Origin of the sequence: Pseudohongiella sp. SYSU M77423 (assembly GCF_029911965.1) — a bacterium.
Classification (GTDB): domain Bacteria; phylum Pseudomonadota; class Gammaproteobacteria; order Pseudomonadales; family Pseudohongiellaceae; genus Pseudohongiella.
On the sequence record NZ_JARYTH010000007.1, the window covers coordinates 107,656 to 127,353 of the forward strand.

The window sequence follows — 19,698 nt, forward strand, 5'->3', positions numbered from 1 at the left end:
CAGTGGTTGAAAAACCACTGCCTTTTTTTGTAAGCGCTTAAAGCGTGTGAGACTTACAGCTTCTCTTCGAGCTCGGGTACCGCCTTGAACAGGTCAGCGACCAGACCATAGTCTGCTACCTGGAAGATTGGCGCTTCCTCGTCTTTGTTGATCGCCACGATTACCTTACTGTCCTTCATGCCGGCGAGGTGCTGAATGGCACCAGAAATGCCAACAGCAATGTACAGCTCGGGGGCAACGATTTTACCAGTCTGACCGACCTGCATGTCGTTCGGTACAAAGCCCGCGTCTACCGCAGCGCGTGATGCGCCGATGGCTGCACCCAGCTTGTCTGCAACCTTTTCCAGCATGGCGAAGTTTTCACCATTCTGCATGCCGCGACCACCAGAGATGACAATCTTGGCGCCGGTCAATTCAGGACGCTCAGACTTGGTCAGCTCTTCGCTGATGAACTCAGCAACTTCCTGGGTCTTGACCACGTCAGTCGTCTCCACGCTGGCTGAGCCGCCTTCAGCAGCTGCCGCATCAAAGGCTGTACCACGTACGGTAATCACCTTCACACTATCAGAAGACTGCACAGTAGCCAGCGCGTTACCGGCGTAAATTGGTCGCACAAATGTGTCTTCTGATTTTACAGCGGTGATGTCTGAAATCTGTGCAACACCCAGCAGGGCTGCAACACGTGGCATGAAGTTTTTGCCGCTGGTAGTTGCCGGGGCCAGAATGTGGCTGGCATCTTTACCAACTTCAGCCACCAGCTCGGCCAGGTTTTCCGGCAGCTGATTTTTGTAGGCTTCGTTATCGGCCACCAGAACTTTGCTGACACCATCGATGGCTGCAGCGGCCTTGGCCACCGCATCGCATCCGGAGCCGGCTACCAGCACTGTGATATCTGAGCCAATTTCTTTCGCGGCTGTAACTGTATTCAGGGTCGCCGGTTTCAGGGCGGCGTTATCGTGATCTGCTATTACCAAAATGCTCATGTTCTGCCCTACCCCTTAGATAACTTTTGCTTCGGTTTTCAGTTTGCTGATCAGCTCGTCCACACTTTCCACCTTGATACCGGCAGAGCGAGCGGGTGGTGGCTCAACAGAGATAACCTTCAATCCAGAGCTGACGTCGACACCAAGCTCCTCAGGTGTGAGGGAGTCAATCGTCTTTTTCTTGGCTTTCATGATATTTGGCAGAGAAGCGTAGCGCGGCTCGTTCAGACGCAGGTCAGTGGTTACGATGGCCGGCAGCTTCAGTGAAACGGTCTGTTCGCCACCATCGATTTCACGGGTGACCTTCGCTTTGCCGTCAGCAACTTCCAGTTTGCAGGCGAATGTGCCCTGTGGCATGCCAGTCAACGCACCCAGCATCTGACCAACCTGGTTGTTGTCCGAATCGACGGACTGCTTGCCCAGAATGACCATTTCGACGCCTTCTTTCTCCACAATCTTCTGCAGCATGCGCGCCACCGGCAGTGGCTGCACATCAACGGGTGCCTCTACGTGAATGCCGCGATCAGCGCCCAGCGCCAGTGCAGTACGGATCTGTTCCTGACAGTTCTTCTCGCCAATAGAGACAACAATAATTTCTTCGGCGATGCCTTTCTCTTTCAGACGCACTGCCTCTTCCACGGCAATTTCGCAGAAAGGATTGACCGCCATTTTGGCATTGGCCAGATCCACACCACTGTTATCAGCTTTAACACGAACCTTCACATATGGATCAACTACACGTTTGATCGCTACCAGAATCTTCATGGATTCTCCAACTTTTACTGATTAGAAAAATGGCTTGTGGGTGCCAGTGGTAAATGCCTGCGGCCCCAAAAAGGCTGACAATAATGCCGTTTTTGAGCGCGCGCGTCAATAAAACCGCGGCCCGGGTTTACCCCTGAAAGCGTCCCAGTTCAAACTTGCAGCCCTGACTGGACACGACTAGAACCTTCTCCAGATCATTGTTTTTGTTATTTTTTTTGTCATCCACAGGGCTCGTCTCGGCAACTTCCACAAGCGAATAAAAAACCGAACGGATGATCAGTGCCTTGAGCCCATGACGCACTTCCAGCACTGGATGAGGCTGCTGATCAGCGTCGAAAGTGACTTCGATCCGGTTATCGGGCCCGGCTTCGACAACTTCATCAGTATTCAGGGTAAACCGAAGCACCTGCTGCCCATCGCGCTCGACGACATCGACGAGCTGCGCTACAAACGGGCAATCGTCAACCTGGATGCGCACTTTCTCCACCGGCGTCACCAGATAATGAAAGCCATCCGGATCCAGCCGCAGAATCGAGGAAAATAATTGCACCAGGCGCTTGCGCCCGATCGGCGAACCTTCATGATACCAGCGTCCGTCGGCTGCAATGCGCATGTCCATCTCGCCGCAGTACGGCGGATCCCAGTCGTGCACCGGTGCCGGGCCCCGATTGGTTTTGATGTGCTTCAACAGATTATCAGTCTTGATCTCGGAGCTGCTCATCTGACCTCCTGGGTAAGGTAGTGTCCCGTCTGACTAGTCGACCGCAAAAATGCCCGGTGCATTCCTCCAGAAACCTTTGTAATCCATACCGTATCCGAACAGGTATTTGTCCTCGGCATACAGAGCGGTAAAGTCCGCCTTTTTCAGATCGGCCGTCTTGCGATCGTGCTGTTTGTCGACCAGCACAGCGCTGTAGACTTCCGCTGCACCCTGCTCCCGGCACCAGCTGACGATGGCCGCCAGCGTTTCGCCCTCGTCAAAGATATCGTCAAGCACCAGTACGACCCGGTCCTGCAGGGATGAGGCAGGTGTCACACGCCAGTGCAATTGACTGCCGGTCAGTTGCTCACGGTAGCGAGTCGCGTGGATATAGTCCAGGTTCAGCGGAAACTTCAACCGTGGTGCCAGATGTCCCGTCAAGACGATGCCGCCGTTCATGACACACAGCACCAGCGGGGTCTTGTCACCGACAGCCGCGGTGATTTCGCTGGCCAGGCTGTCCAGCGCAGTGGCAATTTCGGATTCGCTGAACAGGCACTGAGCCTTGTCCAGCACGTCCTGCATGTTTTCGGTCTGCATAGCGTTTAAAACTCTGATTGTTTACAGCATGGAAATTCGGTTGCGGATATCGATCACGCGGGTATCTGATTGGAGCGCTACCAGGTCTGGCTGCTGCGAACAGCGGCGTCGCATCCCTTGCAGGCGCGGCGATGGAGCGGGCCTCGCTTCGTCCAGCGCTCGCAATGCGTCCAGTGCGGCTGCCCTGTCATTGCAAACCAGCAGCATGTCGCAGCCGGCCTTGAGGGCCTGGTTAACCCGTTGCGACATATCACCTGCCGCACCGGCCGCCGCCATCACCAGGTCATCGCTGAAAATGACGCCATCAAACCCAAGTCGCTCACGCAGGACCGTCTGCAGCCAGTACCTTGAGAAGCCTGCGCAGTGCGCATCGGCCGCGGGGTAAACGACATGCGCCGGCATCACAGCATCCAGTGACGGAAGGCACCGCACAAAAGCCTGCAGATCCTGCTCTTCAATCTGCGACAGCGATCTGTCGTCGACAGGCAGATCCAGATGGGAATCGGCTGCCACACTGCCATGTCCGGGGAAGTGTTTACCCGTCGTCGCCATACCAGCTTCGTGCATGCCAGCCATGAATGCTGTCGCCAGATCTACCAGCGTATCCAGACGCGAGGAAAATGCGCGATCGCCGATCACTTCGCTGATCCCGGTATGCAGATCCAGAACCGGCGCAAAGCTGATATCAAAGCCTGCGGCCAGCACCTCGGAAGCCATCAGCCAACCCAGGTCATGGGACATGACACGCGCCTGCTCAGGCTCCTTGCTGAACAGCGTATGCAGGGCATACATCGGCGGCAGCCTGGTAAATCCATCGCGCAGGCGCTGAACGCGGCCACCCTCCTGATCCACAGCCAGCAGAATGTCCGGGCGGCAGGCACGGATGTCTGCGGTTAAGGCCTGAACCTGGGCCGGTCCGGCAATATTGCGTGAAAACAGGATCACGCCGCCGACCTGCGGATGTTGCAGCAGCGCACGTTCATCATCGGTGAGTGTCTGACCTGACAGGTCCAGCATCAGCACACCTGGGCCTTGCTTGGCGGGGTTCATCGGGGCCTCTCGAATCCTGGGATTGTTGACGTGTGACATTATCGCCTATCGCCAGCAATCCCACAAAAGGCTTGTTCAGATCGCATAACTGTATATAATCACAGGCTGAATGGATCAACAGGATGGGTACCATGCAGGCACTGACCCCAAGACAGGCACAGATTCTTGAGTTTATCCGCGAATATCAACAGGATACCGGTTATCCGCCGACACGCTCGGAGATAGCCCAGAAAATGGGTTTCAAGTCGGCCAATGCCGCCGAGGAACACCTCAAGGCGCTGGCTCGCAAAAAGGCCATTGAAATCGTGCCGGGCGCCTCGCGCGGCATCCGCCTGCCAGACCTGGCCGATCAGGACGAAGCCGCCAATCAGGGTCTGCCGGTTGTTGGCCAGGTTGCCGCCGGCAGCCCGATACTGGCCCAGGAGTGCATTGATGAATACGTCAATGTGCCTGCCGCCATGTTCAGCCCCGCCGCTGACTACCTGCTCACCGTCAAAGGCACCAGCATGATCAACGTCGGCATTTTTGAAGGCGACCTGCTGGCCGTACACAAAACCAGCAAAGCACGCCACGGCGACATCATCGTCGCCCGCCTGGAAGAAGATGTCACCGTCAAACGCCTGGAAGAAACCAGCGAACGCCACCGCCTGCGACTGATGCCCGAAAACGACGACTACGAACCGATCGAAGTGGATTTACGCCGCGACAGCTTTACGATTGAAGGGATCAGTGTCGGCGTCATTCGCCGCCACAGCTAAAAGCGCATCAGCCTTGGCATTACGTCGTTGAAAAGCCGGCTCGGAAGGATCATTTACGTAATTGTAAACTCGGCTTTGGCTTCCTGCGTCGCTCTAACTCCTGCATCCATGCAGTCGTCACCTCCCTCGCCGGCTTTTCGCCTAGTACTGCCGGCGGCTGCTGCGCTTTTGCATAATATGTGGGAAGTGGTAGGTTCCAGCTGATTCCAATCTTCGAGACACGTATGAGTGGAAGGTGAAGAGTCGTGTCAGTGCGAGGCAAAAACCGGCGCAGAAGCGCAGTTTACAAATTGTAAATGAGCATTCTAAGCCGGTTTTAAACGAAGCAATGGCGCGGCACTGCGCCTTCCACAGACTATTTCTCTACTACCCACTTGCCGTTTTTATATACCGCCTTCCAACCTGTGGCTTTCTTGTCCACTTCCGTAAGGAGATAATGCTCCTTCGCCTTGCGACTAAAGCGCACGATGGTGGGATTACCATCGCCGTCGACCAGCGGTCCTTTGAACAGGAAGCTGTACTTGCTGTCGATCTCATCTTTATGCGGCAGTAATTCCTTCAGCAGCGGCGCACGTGTTTCGCGGTTCTTAGGGAACTTGCTGGCGGCCAGGAATATACCGGCAGCACCATCGCGCAGTACGTAATGGTCGTCGACTTTTTCACAGGCCAGCTCGGGCATGGGTACCGGGTCCATCTTGGGTGGCGCCGGTTCGCCGCTGCGCAGCAGTTTGCGGGTGTTTTTGCACTCGCTGCCGGTACAACCAAAATACTTGCCGAAACGGCCTGTCTTCAGCTGCATGTCAGAGCCGCACTTGTCACACTCAATGACAGGACCGTCGTAGCCCTTGATCTTGAAGCTGCCCTGCTCGACTTCGTAACCAGGGCAGTCCGGATTGTTGCCGCACACATGCAGCTTGCGTGTGCTGTCGATCAGATAGCTGTCCATGCTGGTGTTGCACAACTTGCAGCGATGACGCTCGCGCAGACGGCGGTTCTCCAGCGCTTCGGCCTCTTCCTCGTCATCAATATTGATGGCTTCTTCGCCGGGCGTCAGGTTGATGGTTGTTTTGCAGCGCTCTTTGGGCGGCAGTGCATAACCAGAACATCCCAGGAAGACACCGGTTGATGCGGTACGAATCTGCATGGGACGGCCACAGTCCGGACATTTGATGTCCGTATCGGTGGGCGTATTGGCACGCATGCCTTCGTCATCAGATGAAGAGGCTTTGCTCAGCTGGCCAGTGAAATCCTGATAGAAATCGTCCAGCAAGTGTTTCCAGTCTTTATCGCCGTTGGCGACTTCATCCAGCGAGTCTTCCATTCGCGCTGTGAAGTCGTAGTCCATCAGCTCGGTGAAACTTTCATGCAGGCGTTCGGTGACAATGTCACCCATCTTTTGTGCAAAGAAACGGCGGCCTTCTACCTTGACGTAGCCACGCTCCTGAATTGTGGAAATAATAGAGGCATAGGTTGATGGTCTGCCAATACCTCGCTTTTCCAGCTCTTTGACAAGGCTGGCTTCCGTGTAGCGCGCAGGCGGCTTGGTAAAGTTCTGCTTGGGATCCAGCGCCTTGAGTTTGAGCTCCTCTCCCTTGCTGACATCTGGAAGTACCACGTCTTCTTCTTTGGACGGCAGTACTTTCAGATAACCATCAAACTGCATGATACGCCCTTTGGTGCGCAGCTCGAAGTCACCTGCTGTAACTGTGATGACGGAGCTCAGATAGCGTGCTGGTGGCATCTGACAGGCTACAAAATGCGCCCAGATCAGTGCGTAAAGACGCTCCGCATCACGCTCCATATTGGAGAGCTGGGTAGGTGCTGTATTGACATCAGTCGGGCGGATGGCTTCGTGTGCCTCCTGCGCCCCTTCACGCGCGCTGTACTGCACCGGTTTCTCGGTCAGGTAGCGTTTGCCGAAATTGTCTTCGATATAGTCACGACACATGGTCAGCGCATCAGCACTCAGGTGAGTTGAGTCGGTACGCATATAGGTGATGTAACCAGCCTCGTACAGTCGCTGCGCCAGCGTCATGGTTTTTTTGACGCCGAAACCCAGTCGCGTACTTGCGGCCTGTTGCAGTGTTGAGGTAATCAGCGGCGGACGCGGTTTGGAACTGGTGGGTTTGTCTTCACGCCCACTGACAATGAACCGGGCCTGTTCCAGCGCTTTCTCGGCGCGGGCGGACTCATCGGCACTGCCCGGGCGGTAGTTTTCACCCGCCTGCTTGTTAACCTGCAGCCGCAGCTCGTCCTTGTGAGTCGTCAGCGTGTCGGCATACATCTCCCAGAACTCTTCCGGGATGAACTTGCGAATTTCGCGTTCACGCTCAACGATCAGGCGCACTGCAACCGATTGCACACGTCCGGCGGACAGGCCTCTGGCGACCTTGCTCCACAGCAGCGGCGACACCATAAACCCGACCACACGGTCAAGAAAACGCCGTGCCTGCTGTGCTTCGACATAACGCATGTCCAGATCGCCGGGATGCGAAAATGCCTCATTGATGGCCTTTTTGGTGATCTCGTTAAACACGACACGGCGGTATCGGGTATCGTCTCCACCAATAGCTTCGCGGAGGTGCCAGGCAATGGCCTCCCCCTCTCTATCCAAGTCCGTTGCGAGGTAGATGGTGTCGGCGTTCTTGGCCAGTTTTTTGAGCTCGGCGACCACTTTTTCCTTGCCGGGCAGAATCTCATAACGCGCCTTCCAGCCGTGTTCCGGATCCACACCCATGCGCGCGATCAACTGCTCACGCGCTTTCTTTTGCTTGTGGGCCGCTTTCTTCTCCGGGCTCATGGCACGCGTCTTGGCGGCCTCTTTGGCACGTTCGGTAGGGTCAGTATTATTGCCGCTGCCTGATACCGGCAGATCCCGAATATGGCCAACACTGGACTTTACAACAAACTCGCTGCCCAGATATTTGTTGATGGTTTTGGCCTTGGCGGGGGACTCGACTATGACTAGAGATTTACTCATTAAAATACTGATTTCCTGAAATTGATATACATCGGCGCCGTGGCTTTTGGGGTGCGCTGGCTATGCAGCACATCCGCAATGAAGCCGACATATATAAAGATTCGGTCGCTGGGGGTCAAGCTTTACTGCGAATTCAGTCAGATGCTGACTTCGTGTGTCCAGTGGTATTTGTCAGCGATTTCACCGCGCTGAATACCCACCAGCAGCTCGTAAAGTTTCTGGGTGATCGGGCCCGGCTCTTCGCCGTTGCCATAGAAGCTGTACCAGTTTCCATCCACCAGGATCTTGCCAACCGGAGAGATGACCGCTGCGGTACCACAGGCTGCCACCTCTTCAAAATCAGCTATCTCACCGCGCAGATCGATACCGCGCTGCTCTGTTTTCAGGCCCAGCTCTTGTTCAGCCAGCGCCATGATGGAACGGCGTGTGACACTGGGCAGCACTGCACTGGAGCCAGGCGTCACAAAGCGGCCACCGGTCATGGCAACCACGATATTGGCAGACCCGGCCTCATCAATATAACGGCGTTCGCGCGCATCCAGGAACAGCGCCTCGTTGGCGCCCAGCTCCTGCGCCTGACGGGTGGCCAGCAGACCACCAGCATAGTTGGCACCGATTTTATAATTACCTGTACCTGCCGGTGCGGCTCGATCCAGATCAGACACCGCCAGTGAAATCGTCGCCAGACCAGCGCTCTTGTAATAGGGTCCGACCGGCGATACAAACACGCGGAATTCAAACTCCTTGGCAGTTTTCAGTCCCAGGTTCTCGCCCACCCCGATCAGCATCGGGCGAATATACAGGGCAGCACCGGAGCCATGTGGCGGGATCCATGCATAGTTGGCGCGCACAGCTGATTCCACACCTTTTATAAACAGCTCTTCAGGCACATGCGGCATCAGCAGGCGACCGGCAGCCTGTCGCATACGCTCTGCATTCAGGTCTGGACGGAACAACAATACACGGCCATCAGGAGCCGTTTGTGCCTTCAGGCCTTCAAAACACTGCTGGGCGTAATGCAATGCCGGTGCACCTTCATGCACACTGATCATTTTATCGGTAATCAGTTCGCCCTCGGACCACTCACCGTTGCGGTGTACGGCGCGAAACCGATACTCGGTAGATTGATACTGAAATCCCAGTTCGGCCCAGTTGAGTGCTTTTTTCTCTGGCAGGTGTTGCTGATTCATGTGCTGCTATCCAATGCTATTCGGTGTGTTTCGCGGTCAAGCGGCCTGGCATGCGCGCCATTATCCTAGATAGCCGCTTAATCTGCCAGCATACCACTGCTATAATCGCGCGCCATGAATTTACAGCTAATCGACATCGGCGCCAACCTGGGCCACGAATCATTCGACCACGACCTGGAAGACGTGCTGCAACGCGCGCATGCTGCCGGGCTTGTTCATCACCTGGTGACAGGTACCACGTTGCCTGCCTCTCAAAAAGCGCTGGCCTTGTGTAAAAAGTGGCCTGACATGTCAGCCACGGCCGGTATTCACCCGCACGAAGCGCAGCATGCAGACGCGGAGGTCCTTGCCGGCATCCGTGAGCTGCTTGGTGACCCACTGGTCAAGGCAGTTGGTGAGACAGGACTGGATTTTAATCGGGATTTCTCACCGCGCCCATCGCAGGAACGGGTGTTTGCTGAACACCTGGCCATGGCAGTCGACACCGGCAAACCGGTATTTCTGCACCAGCGTGACGCCCACGATCGATTCCTGCCCATTCTCAAAGAGTTTCGCGATCAGCTGAGTGGCGGCGTGGTGCACTGCTTTACTGACCAGCGGCAGGCCCTGTATGACTATCTGGATCTGGACATGCATATCGGCATTACCGGCTGGATATGTGATGAGCGGCGCGGCGCACACCTGCATGAGTTCGTCCGGGATATTCCGGCCGACCGACTGCTGCTGGAAACTGATGCGCCCTATCTGCTACCGCGCAGCCTGCGCCCGCGACCCAAAACGCGGCGCAATGAACCTGCCTGGCTGCCTGAGGTACTGCGTGTGGTGGCAGAGCATTGCCAGCGCCCCGTTGATCAGGTGGCTGCCGAGACCACTGCCAACGCCCGGCGTCTGTTTAAACTGCCGGGTTGATCGCCAGCGACCTCAAAGGTGACGTGACAGATAGTCCAGCAATTGCGGCTCATCGAACGGCCAGCCCAGATCCTGGCTGGCACCATCGACGCGAATGACAGGAATACGCAAACCGTAGCGCTCTACCAGCTGCTCGGATTCTGCGATATCCACCGGACGCCAGTGCAGCTTGTTAAGCCTGACAACAGGCTCCAGCAAGGCCTCGGCCTGCTCGCACAAATGACAACCTGCGGTGGTATACAAAAGTATCGCCGGTGTCCCGGCGTTGTTGTCAGACTGCTGACTCATAGCCCCTCAACTATCTCGCGCACCAGTGCCGGTCCGTGATAAATAAATCCACTGTATATCTGTACCAGCGATGCACCGGCTGCCAGCTTCTGCTGTGCATCCTGCAGCGAGCCAATTCCACCGATGCCTATGATGGGCAGGCGACCATCGAGTTCGCGGTGCAGTCCGGCAATCACCTGTGTGGATTTATCGCGCAATGGCGCACCACTCAAACCGCCTGCCTCGGCATGGCGCGGATTGTCCTGTACCCCATCGCGCGACAGCGTGGTATTGGTGGCGCTGACGCCATCGACCGCAAACTCGAGCAAGGTCCGCGCAATCAAACCCAGTTCTTCGTCATTGAGATCCGGTGCAATTTTTATGACCAGCGGTACCTGGCGACCGTCGGCACTGGCCAGACGATGCTGTTCTTCCTTCAACAGCGTCAGCAATCGTCGCAGCTCTTCACCATACTGCAGCGTGCGCAGGCCCGGCGTATTAGGTGAGGAAAGATTGACCACGATGTAGCTGGCCAGTGGCCATGCCTTGCGCAGTCCAATCAGATAATCTTCGGCAGCCTGTTCGACCGGCGTGTCAAAGTTCTTGCCGATGTTGATGCCCAGCACGCCCTTGAAGCGGCTGTTTTGAATCCGCGACAGTGCGTAATCGATACCCTTATTATTAAAACCCATGCGGTTGATGATGGCCTGCTGCGCGGTAAGTCGAAACAGACGTGGCTTCGGGTTGCCGGGTTGCGGGCGCGGTGTCACGGTACCAATTTCAACAAAACCGAAACCCAGCGCCGCCAGCCCGTCGATATGATCGGCGTTCTTGTCCAGTCCTGCCGCCAGCCCAAGCGCGTTGGGAAACTCCAGACCCATGACGCTGACCGGCTTGCCCCTGCCGGCGCGGGCGCCGCCGAGCAGCGTGCTCAAATGCAGTGAGTTGGCAAGATCCAGGCTGCCAAGGGCAACGCTGTGAGACGTTTCTTCCGGCAGCGCGAATAGCGCAGACCGCATCAATGAGTACATCGGCTTATTACTCCAGGGGAACGCAAATCATCATTATAAACCAGCCAGGCGCCTCAAGCCGATGCCAATCGCCGTCACATGGCTGCCACACTCTGCGACAAACTCACTGGCCGGGCTGCTAGACATAAACTTTGAATTGGTTACAATCGCTGACTTCCGCCAAGTTTAAGCAGCAGCACGTTACAGGAAAATTTATGAGCCACCACAATACAATAACAGCATTAAAGACCTGGTTGACGCAGCAGATCATCGGACAGGAGAAGTTGGTTGACCGTCTGTTGATCGCTCTGCTGGCGGATGGCCACTTGCTGGTAGAGGGGGCTCCTGGCCTGGCCAAGACCAAGGCAATTAAAGATCTTTCCCGCGCTGTTGAAGGCGACTTCCACCGCATCCAGTTTACTCCTGACCTGCTGCCCAGCGACATTACCGGTACCGAGATCTTCCGCCCTGAAGATGGATCTTTCCGATTCCAGCCTGGCCCGATTTTCCACAACCTGGTTCTGGCTGACGAAATCAACCGTGCTCCGGCCAAAGTGCAGTCAGCACTGCTGGAGGCCATGGCCGAGCATCAGGTATCTGTCGGACGTGAGTCCTTCCAGCTGCCTCCGCTGTTCCTGGTTATGGCGACCCAAAACCCGATCGAACAGGAAGGTACTTATCCGCTGCCGGAAGCCCAGCTTGACCGCTTCCTGATGCATGTATCCATAGGTTATCCCAACACCGAAGCAGAGCGTGACATTCTGCACCTGGTCCGCGAAGAGGCTCGCCATGTCGCGCCGGAAGCGCCCCAGGTGATGAGCCAGGAAGATCTGTTTGCTGCACGTCAGGAGATCCTGGCCATGCACATGACGCCGGCTGTTGAGGAATACATCATTCAATTGATCATGGCGACGCGAAACCCGGCCACCTACGGCGACGACCTGGCCGGCTGGATTGACTTTGGTGCCAGCCCACGGGGTACGATCTCTCTGGATCGCTGTGCCCGCGCCCATGCCTGGATCAAGGGCAAGGACTTTGTCAGCCCCGACGATGTGCAGGCAGTGATGTTCGACGTGCTGCGCCACCGGGTACTGCTCAGCTTTGAGGCGGAAGCCAGCGGCATTACGCCCGATAAGGTTCTCAGCACGATTCTGGAGCGAGTTCCGTCGGCTTGAACGCAGTCATGATCTGTCTGACTGACGCTGCATCTGCCGACCTGTCTCTGGAGACCTTATGAGTCCAACAGCCAGCACTCTGCCGCACCAGGAGCTGTATCAGGCTCACGGCGCCGTGATCACGCTGCAGGATCTGCTGCTGCAGCGCTACGCGGCGCGTACCATCGAATATGCCTCGCACAAACGCTCAGTGGCGGGCATCTCGGGCCTGCATATGTCCAAGATGCGCGGCCGCGGCATCGACTTCGAAGAATTTCGCCCCTATCAGCCTGGTGACGACATCCGTACCATCGACTGGCGTGTCACCGCCCGCATCGGCAAGCCTTTTACCAAGGTCTACCGAGAAGAGCGCGAACGCCCGGTGCTGGTTGCGATCGACCAGTCCAGCACCATGTTTTTTGGCAGCAAGACCGCCTTTAAATCAGTTGTTGCTGCCCAGGCGGCAGCCATTTTCTGCTGGATGGCCATCGACAACGGCGACCGTGTCGGCGGCCTGGTATACGGAGACGATGATTTCAGTCTGGTGCGCCCCAAGCGCAGCCGGCGTTCTGCCCTGCACCTGCTCAACCAGGTGCATCTGTTTAATATGGAACTGGCAGCCTCGGCGACACGCCGCGCCGCCAATACTGACCCTGAGGCAGGCAGTCTGGCGACCACGCTGGGCCGAATCCGCCGGATCACGAAACCGGGCAGCACGCTTTACATCATCAGCGATTTCACCAGCATCGATGATGCAGGTTTTCAGTATCTGTCGCAGATTTCCCGCCATAACAATGTTGTCTGCTGCTTTGTCTACGACCCGCTGGAAGAGAACCTGCCCGTGCCCGGTTACTACAGTATTACCGATGGCCAGGACAAAGGTACACTCAACACATTCAATAAAAAGGCACGGGAAAGCTATCGCAGCGTGTTTCAGCAGCGGCTGGACTTTCTGCAGGGCGAAATGAACAAACTGCAGATACCACTGCTGACATTCAGAACTGACGAGCCAGTCGTCGAACGGATACATCAATGGACATCGCAGAAGCTTTAAGCCAGTTGGCAGACATACACAACCCGCAACCAGTTGGCTGGTGGCCGCTGGCTCCGGGCTGGTGGGTGCTGATTGTGCTGCTAGCGGCACTGGCACTGTATGGACTGTGGCGCCTGATGCTGAGAATGCAGCGCGCTCGCCGCCTGAAACAGGCCGAGCAGGCACTGAACGAGTATCACCAGCAACTGCAGAGCGCTGGTAGTGATGACATGCAGCAACGGCTGCTATACGTAAACAACGTCAACAGCGTACTGCGCCGTGTGGCACTGGCGCACTTCCCGCATGACCAGGTAGCTGGTCTGAGCGGCGATGCCTGGGTCGACTTCCTGCGCCGCCATGACTCACGCGGACTGCTGACACCACAACTGGCCACGGCACTGGCGCAGGGGCGTTTTGCACCGCGCTGTGACGTGGATATCGACGCGCTGCACGAGATGGCCGCCCATTGGATAAAGGGCATGTATATGGCTAGAATCGAAAGCAGCAAGCAACCAACAAGCACGGCGAGCGCACATCATGCTTGAATTTTCCTGGCCCTGGGTTTTTCTGGCCCTGCCACTGCCACTGCTGATCTACTGGTTCATGCCTCGGGCACCACGCCAGGACGCAGCGCTGCGCGTGCCCTTCTATCGCCAGCTGGTCCAACTGCACACTGACACAACACATGACTACACACGCAATCTGCTGACGCTGATTTTCTGCGGTCTGATCTGGACGCTGGTTGTGATTGCCGCCAGCCGCCCACAGTGGGTCGGCGAACCGATCGAGATTCCCACGACCGGGCGTGACATGATGCTGACCCTGGACATGTCGGGCAGTATGGAAGCGCGGGACATGTTCCTGAACAACACCCAGCTGTCGCGATTCCAGGTCATGAAAGCCGTTATTGGCGACTTTGTGGAAAAGCGCACCGGTGACCGGCTCGGCCTGACCCTGTTTGCTGCACACGCCTACATGCTGACACCGATGACCTATGATCTGGCAACCGTTCAGCAGATGGTCGAGGAGCTGGAGATCGGCATGATCGACGAATCAGCCACGGCCATTGGCGATGCCATCGGTCTCAGCGTTAAACAGCTGCGCCAACAGCCAGAGAACAACCGCGTTCTGATCCTGCTGACTGACGGCATCAACAATGCCGGTGAACTGGCTCCACTGCAGGCCGCACAACTGGCGCGCACCGAAGGCATCAAGATGCACATTGTGGGTGTCGCCTCTGATCAGTTTGCGCAGCGCTCCATGTTTGGCGGCAGCCGGCCCGGCGCCCTGGTCTCCGAGATCGACGATGAAGCCATGGCCGAGGCAGCTGAGCTGACCGGAGGGTTGTATTTCCGTGCCCGCACGCTGGAAGACATGGTAGAGATCTACGACGAACTCGATGCCATGGAACCGATCGAGCAGGACGAGCAGACTTACCGACCGGAAACGCAGCTTTTCCACTGGCCGCTGGGTGCGGCACTGCTGCTCAGCTTCCTGCTGGCGCTACGTGCCATGCCGCCAGCAATGAACGCGGGACAGAGCCGTGACTCAGTCCCCGGTGGAGAGTCTGCATGAACGAATCTGTGACACTCGCACAGGCGATCGCCGATTTCCATTTCCTGCGCCCCTTGTGGCTGCTGGCCCTGATTCCGGCTCTGTTTTTTTTCCGTCGCCTGTGGAAACTGGACGCGCAGGGTTCAGCCTGGCACAAGGTCATTGATCAGAGCCTGCTTCCCTACCTGCTCAATGCCAGCAAAAACACCTCGCAGCGACTGCCACTGTACCTGCTGCTGGCAGTATGGGTACTGGGCATTGTTGCCCTGTCTGGACCTACCTGGTCGAAACAGACCCAGCCAGTACAGCAGCGCCAGGACGCACTGGTTATTGTGCTGGATCTGAGCCTGGGCATGTTCGCCAATGATTTCGAACCCAACCGAATCACCGTGGCGCGCCGCAAGATCATGGATATCCTTGATATCCGCCGTGAAGGCCAGACGGCATTGCTGGTCTACGCCGGCGAAGCTCACCTGGTGACACCGCTGACGGACGACAGTGTCAGTATCCGCGCCATGGTACCCGCCCTTAACCCCAATATCATGCCCGTGATTGGCAACAATCCGGCGATGGCCGTCTCGATGGCCAACGATCTTATGCGCGAAGCCGGTACCACCAATGGCCGAATTCTGCTGATAACCTCGGGTGTTCCGGCTGACGAAGTCGGCGCGCTGCGTGACGCCGGTACCGGTGGCTACCCCGTTCATATCATCGGCGTAGGCACCCGTCAGGGCGCACCGATTCCAGCCGCTGGCGGTGAATTCCTGCGTGACAGCAATGGTCAGGTAGTGATCAGCGCCATGGATCGCGGTGCTTTGCAGGATGTCGCCGCGACACTGGGTGGCCGTTATCATGACATCACCGTTGACGGTAACGATCTGGAAACCGTGCTGGCAGAGAGCCTGCGTCGTGGCGAAAACGATACTTTCCTGGAAACTGAAGAAGAAGTTGAGCTGTGGCGCGATGCCGGGCCCTGGCTGCTGCTGTTGATGCTGCCACTTTGCGCGCTGTGCTTCCGTCGCGGCTGGGTGTTGCAAGTGGCGCTTACTGCCGGCCTGCTGGCCACCCTGGCGCAGCCGACACCTGTGATGGCACAGCAGGATGAGCAGGAGCCCGACTCAACTGATCCGCTGACCCAGGTGCAGACTCAAACGCAAAGCCAGACACAACTGCCCACGCCAGACGAGGTTCAGGGCCTGACCCAGGAAATGGGTATTGGCGGTGCTCCACAGGACATGCAGATGCCGGTTGGCCCGCCCGAGTTTGACTGGCGTGCCATCTATCTGAACAGCGATCAGCGCGCCGCCCGCGCGCTGGAAGAAGACAACCCGGCCGTGGCAGCCATGCTGTTCGAGAATGAGGCCTGGCGTGCAGCTGCTAACTATAAAGCCGGTAACTACCAGGCCGCCATTGAAGGCTTCAGCCAGTCAGACGACGTACGCTCTCTTTACAACCTCGGCAATGCCCTGGCTCACGCGGAGCGCTTTGAAGAATCCATCGCCGCCTATGATCGCGTCCTGGCCCAGGAACCTGATCACGCCGATGCACTGCACAACAAAGAAATTGTAGAACAACTGTTGCAACAACAGCAGGAGCAACAGGAGCAGGAACAGCAGGAACAGGAACAGCAGGAGCAGTCTGAGGCTGAGGCTGAAAGCGAAGAGAACGAGGAAGAAGCGGAGCCTGCGCTGGAGGATGAACAGGAACCTCAGGAGCAGGAGCCTCAGGAACCCCAGGAGCAGGAAACACCGCCTCAGGAAACTGAAGACGCCCAGACTGACGATTCGCAGAAGAATCAGCGCAGCGAGAACACCGAGTTTGAGGAAGACCAGGAGTCTCTTGAACAGTTCCTGCGGCGCATTGAAGACAATCCTGGTGAACTGCTGCAGCGCAAGTTCCAGTTCGAGTCGCGACGTCGCATGCTGGAACGTCGCCAGGCAAGCCAGTGAGATGCCTGCAACAATACGATACACATGACACGGTGAACTATGAAACGTCTGCTTAGCCTGACAAGCCTACTGACCGTCCTGATGACGGTTCTGCTGTTCAGTGCCACTGCACTGGGGCAACAGGCGCGGGTAGAAACCCAGCTTGACCGCACTGAGCTCGTGCGCGGCGAAACCGTCACCTTGACCGTTCGCGTGCATGGCCAGCAAGGCGGCGTGCAGATTGACCTGGAGCCACTGCGCGATTCCTTTGAAGTCGTATCCACGCGCTCAGCCAGCCATCTGCGCTCGGTCAATAACCGCATAGAATCCTGGACTGACTACCGACTGGTACTGTTTCCCCGCCACCTGGGTGAGCAGGAAATACCCTCTATCGCTGTTGCGGGCGAACAGACCCCTTCCTACACAATCACTGTAACCGAGCCAACCGGCACCGGCCCTGGCAACGGCCAGGATGTGTTTATGGAGACAGTGCTCAGTAAAGACTCCATTTATGTTCAGGAGCAGTTGCTCTACACAATCCGCCTGTATTACACGATTGCCGGCATCCGCAATCCCAACTTTACGGAAGTCGCTCCGGAGGGTGCTGTGGTCCAGACGCTGGGTCCACCCCATCAATACGAGCGGCTGATCGATGGCACGCGTTACGGCGTTTACGAAATCAACTATGTGATCTTCCCGCAGCGCAGTGGCGAACTGGAAATCCCCGATATTGTCTTCCGCGGCGAGCTGACCGACGGCTCCAGTAACTTTGTGTTCCGCAACCCCAATATGCGCCCGATCACCGCCTTCGCCGATGGCTACACGGTGGAAGTGAAAGAAAGGCCTGCCGGCTTCCCGGAGAACACCTGGCTGCCCGCCCAGAACATACAGATTACCGAAAACTGGAGTCGCGACATCACCACCCTGCAGCCCGGTGATTCAGTACGGCGTACCATCACCGTGGTCGCCAGTGGCCTCGATGGTGCCGCCCTGCCGCCACTGTCGCAAAACGAAATCGAAGGCATGAATGTCTACCCGGAACCGGCTGACATCGAGCGCACGGTTATCGACGGCAATGTTGTTGGTACTCGGGTAGAGAGCTACGAGCTGGTAGCCACCGAGGCCGGTTCAGTGGTCATTCCGGAAATCAATCTGCCCTGGTGGGATACAGACGAAGATGAACAGCGCGAGGCCGTCATACCGTCGTCGTTTATCCGCATCGCGCCCGTGGGCGGTGTTACAGAAGAGGCCGTTGAAGCCGGCCAGGAAGGCAGCGATCTGACCCTGGCCTCTCTCGACTCGCTGCAGGATGAACTGATCAGCGAAGTTCAGACGCCGGCCTGGATACTGAATCTGATGGCTCTGCTGATTATTGTGGTACTGGGCATGATGTGGTGGCTGTGGCGACGTCAGCAGCAGCGCAATGAGCAGACCGAAGCACCTGTCATTCACAAGACTGAAGCCTACGCCAGCGATATCGAAGACGGCCAGGAGAAACAGGCATTTACTGAACTGGGCAACCGCCTGAAAAATGCCGACGCTCAGCAGATCCGCCTGCAGCTGATTGCCTGGGGCCGTCAGTACTTTATGGATGCCGGCCTCTACAACCTGGACGACCTGGCGGCACGGCTGGACAGTGCTGACATTCGCGAAGCCTTCACACAGCTGCAGGCATCCCTGTACAGCGGCAACAGTGGCAAAGACGCCTATACCAGCGAACAGCGACAGCAACTGCAGGATCTGCTGACACGTTACCGTGACCAGCATGCACAGCAACGCCGCGCTGAGCGCCAGGCCGCACCCTACGCTTTGCCCCCGCTCTACCGCAACTGACAAGCTGCCATGAACAAGACGCTGCAGGAACAACTTGCTGGCCTCTCCACGCGCTCGGTCTACAGCACCGACAAGGGACGCCTCTGCCCTGAGTGCCAGATGCCACTCGACGACTGCCGCTGTGGCGAAACCGCCTCCCAACAGATACTGGGCGACGGCAAGGTCAGAATCCGCCGCGAAACCAAAGGCCGTAAGGGCAAGGGTGTCTCCATTGTCGAGGGACTGGCGATGAATGCATCAGATCTGGAGAAGCTGGCTAAAGACCTGAAAACGCGCTGCGGCTGCGGTGGCGCAGTCAAGGGCGGCACAATCGAGATCCAGGGCGACCAGCGCACACTGATCCAGCAGCTGCTCGCCGAACGCGGCATCACTGCCAAGCTCGCTGGCGGCTGAGCATCGACTCCACTCGAGAACGGTCCGGGCACCGGGTAGCAGATTACGACCGGATCGCATCCTTTCACCGGACAGCCGGCGGGGCGGAACTCGACTTCGCGGCTTCACCGCTCAGGACTCAGACAGTCCTCCCGCTGATCGGCTGTCCGGCAAAAGGATAAACGCGCCCTGATTGGTCGTAATCTGCTACCCGCCACCCTGCCCTTGTGCTAGCGTCGGCCACACTATAGATCGGTAAAAGCACTATGCGCTTACGGTCGATGCAACGCGAGCGAGAAAAACCTGGCGAGGAGCATCGCCTTTTCGAAAGCGACCCCCGAGGCATTGAAGCCGGTGCAGCGGCGTCAGTGCGATTTTTGTTCTGAGCTAAAAATGCGGCACGAGGGCCGGGAGGTGGGTGTCAGCATCTCCATCAGACAGGTTTTTGCTCCTGCAAAACCTGCATTCCCGCCATCCATGGCGGTTGGCGCGCTTTATCCTTTTGCATGGCGCCCGATAAGCGGGTAGGACTGTTCGAGTCCCGAGCCCGCGTAGCGAGCGAGGTCGAGTTCCGCACCGCCGGGCGCCAGGTGAAAGGATGCGATCCGGGCG

18 protein-coding genes are annotated in these 19,698 nt (G+C 57.2%); 9 read left to right on the forward strand and 9 right to left on the reverse strand.

Annotated features, from left to right (window positions below):
* Window positions 1–53: 53 nt before the first annotated feature.
* The 5 genes from QGM61_RS14365 to nagZ form a co-directional block, all read right to left on the reverse strand.
* Window positions 54–983: an electron transfer flavoprotein subunit alpha/FixB family protein gene (locus QGM61_RS14365; RefSeq protein WP_237134385.1), complete on the reverse strand. Its 930-nt coding sequence runs from the start codon at window positions 981–983 to the stop codon at window positions 54–56.
* A 15-nt stretch (window positions 984–998) separates the two neighbouring features.
* Window positions 999–1,748: an electron transfer flavoprotein subunit beta/FixA family protein gene (locus QGM61_RS14370; protein ID WP_237134386.1), complete on the reverse strand. Its 750-nt coding sequence runs from the start codon at window positions 1,746–1,748 to the stop codon at window positions 999–1,001.
* A gap of 127 nt (window positions 1,749–1,875) precedes the next feature.
* A complete protein-coding gene (locus tag QGM61_RS14375; RefSeq protein ID WP_281133389.1) occupies window positions 1,876–2,469 on the reverse strand; it encodes a DUF1285 domain-containing protein in 594 nt (197 codons plus the stop codon).
* A gap of 33 nt (window positions 2,470–2,502) precedes the next feature.
* Entirely contained in the window at window positions 2,503–3,048 is a 546-nt protein-coding gene (locus QGM61_RS14380; RefSeq protein WP_237134388.1) for a hypoxanthine-guanine phosphoribosyltransferase, read from the reverse strand.
* Between the two features lie 21 nt (window positions 3,049–3,069).
* Window positions 3,070–4,098, reverse strand: a complete 1,029-nt coding sequence (gene nagZ / locus QGM61_RS14385) for a beta-N-acetylhexosaminidase (protein ID WP_281133390.1) — start codon at window positions 4,096–4,098, stop codon at window positions 3,070–3,072.
* Between the two features lie 131 nt (window positions 4,099–4,229).
* Here nagZ and lexA point away from each other — a divergent pair, with 131 nt between their 5' ends.
* Window positions 4,230–4,856, forward strand: a complete 627-nt coding sequence (gene lexA, locus QGM61_RS14390) for a transcriptional repressor LexA (RefSeq protein ID WP_237134390.1) — start codon at window positions 4,230–4,232, stop codon at window positions 4,854–4,856.
* Between the two features lie 355 nt (window positions 4,857–5,211).
* Here lexA and topA read toward each other — a convergent pair whose 3' ends face one another.
* A complete protein-coding gene (gene topA / locus QGM61_RS14395) occupies window positions 5,212–7,836 on the reverse strand; it encodes a type I DNA topoisomerase (protein ID WP_281133391.1) in 2,625 nt (874 codons plus the stop codon).
* A gap of 137 nt (window positions 7,837–7,973) precedes the next feature.
* On the reverse strand, window positions 7,974–9,026 hold the full coding sequence (locus QGM61_RS14400; protein WP_281133392.1) for a branched-chain amino acid aminotransferase: 1,053 nt from the start codon (window positions 9,024–9,026) through the stop codon (window positions 7,974–7,976).
* 114 nt (window positions 9,027–9,140) lie between these two features.
* On the opposite strand from QGM61_RS14400, the gene QGM61_RS14405 reads away from it, so the two are divergent.
* On the forward strand, window positions 9,141–9,935 hold the full coding sequence (locus QGM61_RS14405; RefSeq protein WP_237134393.1) for a TatD family hydrolase: 795 nt from the start codon (window positions 9,141–9,143) through the stop codon (window positions 9,933–9,935).
* Between the two features lie 12 nt (window positions 9,936–9,947).
* Here the strand turns inward: QGM61_RS14405 and QGM61_RS14410 are convergent, their stop codons facing one another.
* On the reverse strand, window positions 9,948–10,223 hold the full coding sequence (locus tag QGM61_RS14410) for a glutaredoxin family protein (protein WP_237134394.1): 276 nt from the start codon (window positions 10,221–10,223) through the stop codon (window positions 9,948–9,950).
* Window positions 10,220–11,233 carry a quinone-dependent dihydroorotate dehydrogenase gene (locus QGM61_RS14415; RefSeq protein ID WP_281133393.1) on the reverse strand — a complete coding sequence of 338 codons (1,014 nt, stop codon included), beginning with the start codon at window positions 11,231–11,233 and terminating at the stop codon, window positions 10,220–10,222. Before QGM61_RS14415 ends, QGM61_RS14410 begins: the two co-directional genes overlap by 4 nt.
* A 194-nt stretch (window positions 11,234–11,427) precedes the next feature.
* Between QGM61_RS14415 and QGM61_RS14420 the strand changes: the two genes are divergently transcribed.
* Genes QGM61_RS14420 through yciH form a run of 7 tightly spaced genes read left to right on the forward strand, consistent with a single transcriptional unit; the run spans window position 11,428 to window position 19,107 of the window.
* On the forward strand, window positions 11,428–12,387 hold the full coding sequence (locus QGM61_RS14420; RefSeq protein ID WP_237134396.1) for an AAA family ATPase: 960 nt from the start codon (window positions 11,428–11,430) through the stop codon (window positions 12,385–12,387).
* Between the two features lie 58 nt (window positions 12,388–12,445).
* Window positions 12,446–13,420: a DUF58 domain-containing protein gene (locus tag QGM61_RS14425; protein ID WP_237134397.1), complete on the forward strand. Its 975-nt coding sequence runs from the start codon at window positions 12,446–12,448 to the stop codon at window positions 13,418–13,420.
* Window positions 13,399–13,944 carry a DUF4381 domain-containing protein gene (locus tag QGM61_RS14430; RefSeq protein ID WP_237134398.1) on the forward strand — a complete coding sequence of 182 codons (546 nt, stop codon included), beginning with the start codon at window positions 13,399–13,401 and terminating at the stop codon, window positions 13,942–13,944. The genes QGM61_RS14425 and QGM61_RS14430 overlap by 22 nt, the downstream gene beginning before the upstream one ends.
* The gene (locus QGM61_RS14435) at window positions 13,937–14,974 is read left to right on the forward strand and encodes a vWA domain-containing protein (protein WP_237134399.1); all 1,038 of its coding nucleotides are present in this window, start codon (window positions 13,937–13,939) and stop codon (window positions 14,972–14,974) included. The genes QGM61_RS14430 and QGM61_RS14435 overlap by 8 nt, the downstream gene beginning before the upstream one ends.
* Window positions 14,971–16,902, forward strand: coding sequence for a VWA domain-containing protein (locus QGM61_RS14440; protein ID WP_281133394.1), 1,932 nt, complete (start codon window positions 14,971–14,973; stop codon window positions 16,900–16,902). The genes QGM61_RS14435 and QGM61_RS14440 overlap by 4 nt, the downstream gene beginning before the upstream one ends.
* Window positions 16,903–16,941: 39 nt before the next feature.
* On the forward strand, window positions 16,942–18,714 hold the full coding sequence (locus QGM61_RS14445; RefSeq protein ID WP_281133395.1) for a BatD family protein: 1,773 nt from the start codon (window positions 16,942–16,944) through the stop codon (window positions 18,712–18,714).
* A gap of 9 nt (window positions 18,715–18,723) precedes the next feature.
* Window positions 18,724–19,107: a stress response translation initiation inhibitor YciH gene (gene yciH / locus QGM61_RS14450; protein ID WP_281133396.1), complete on the forward strand. Its 384-nt coding sequence runs from the start codon at window positions 18,724–18,726 to the stop codon at window positions 19,105–19,107.
* The last annotated feature ends 591 nt before the right edge of the window (window positions 19,108–19,698 follow it).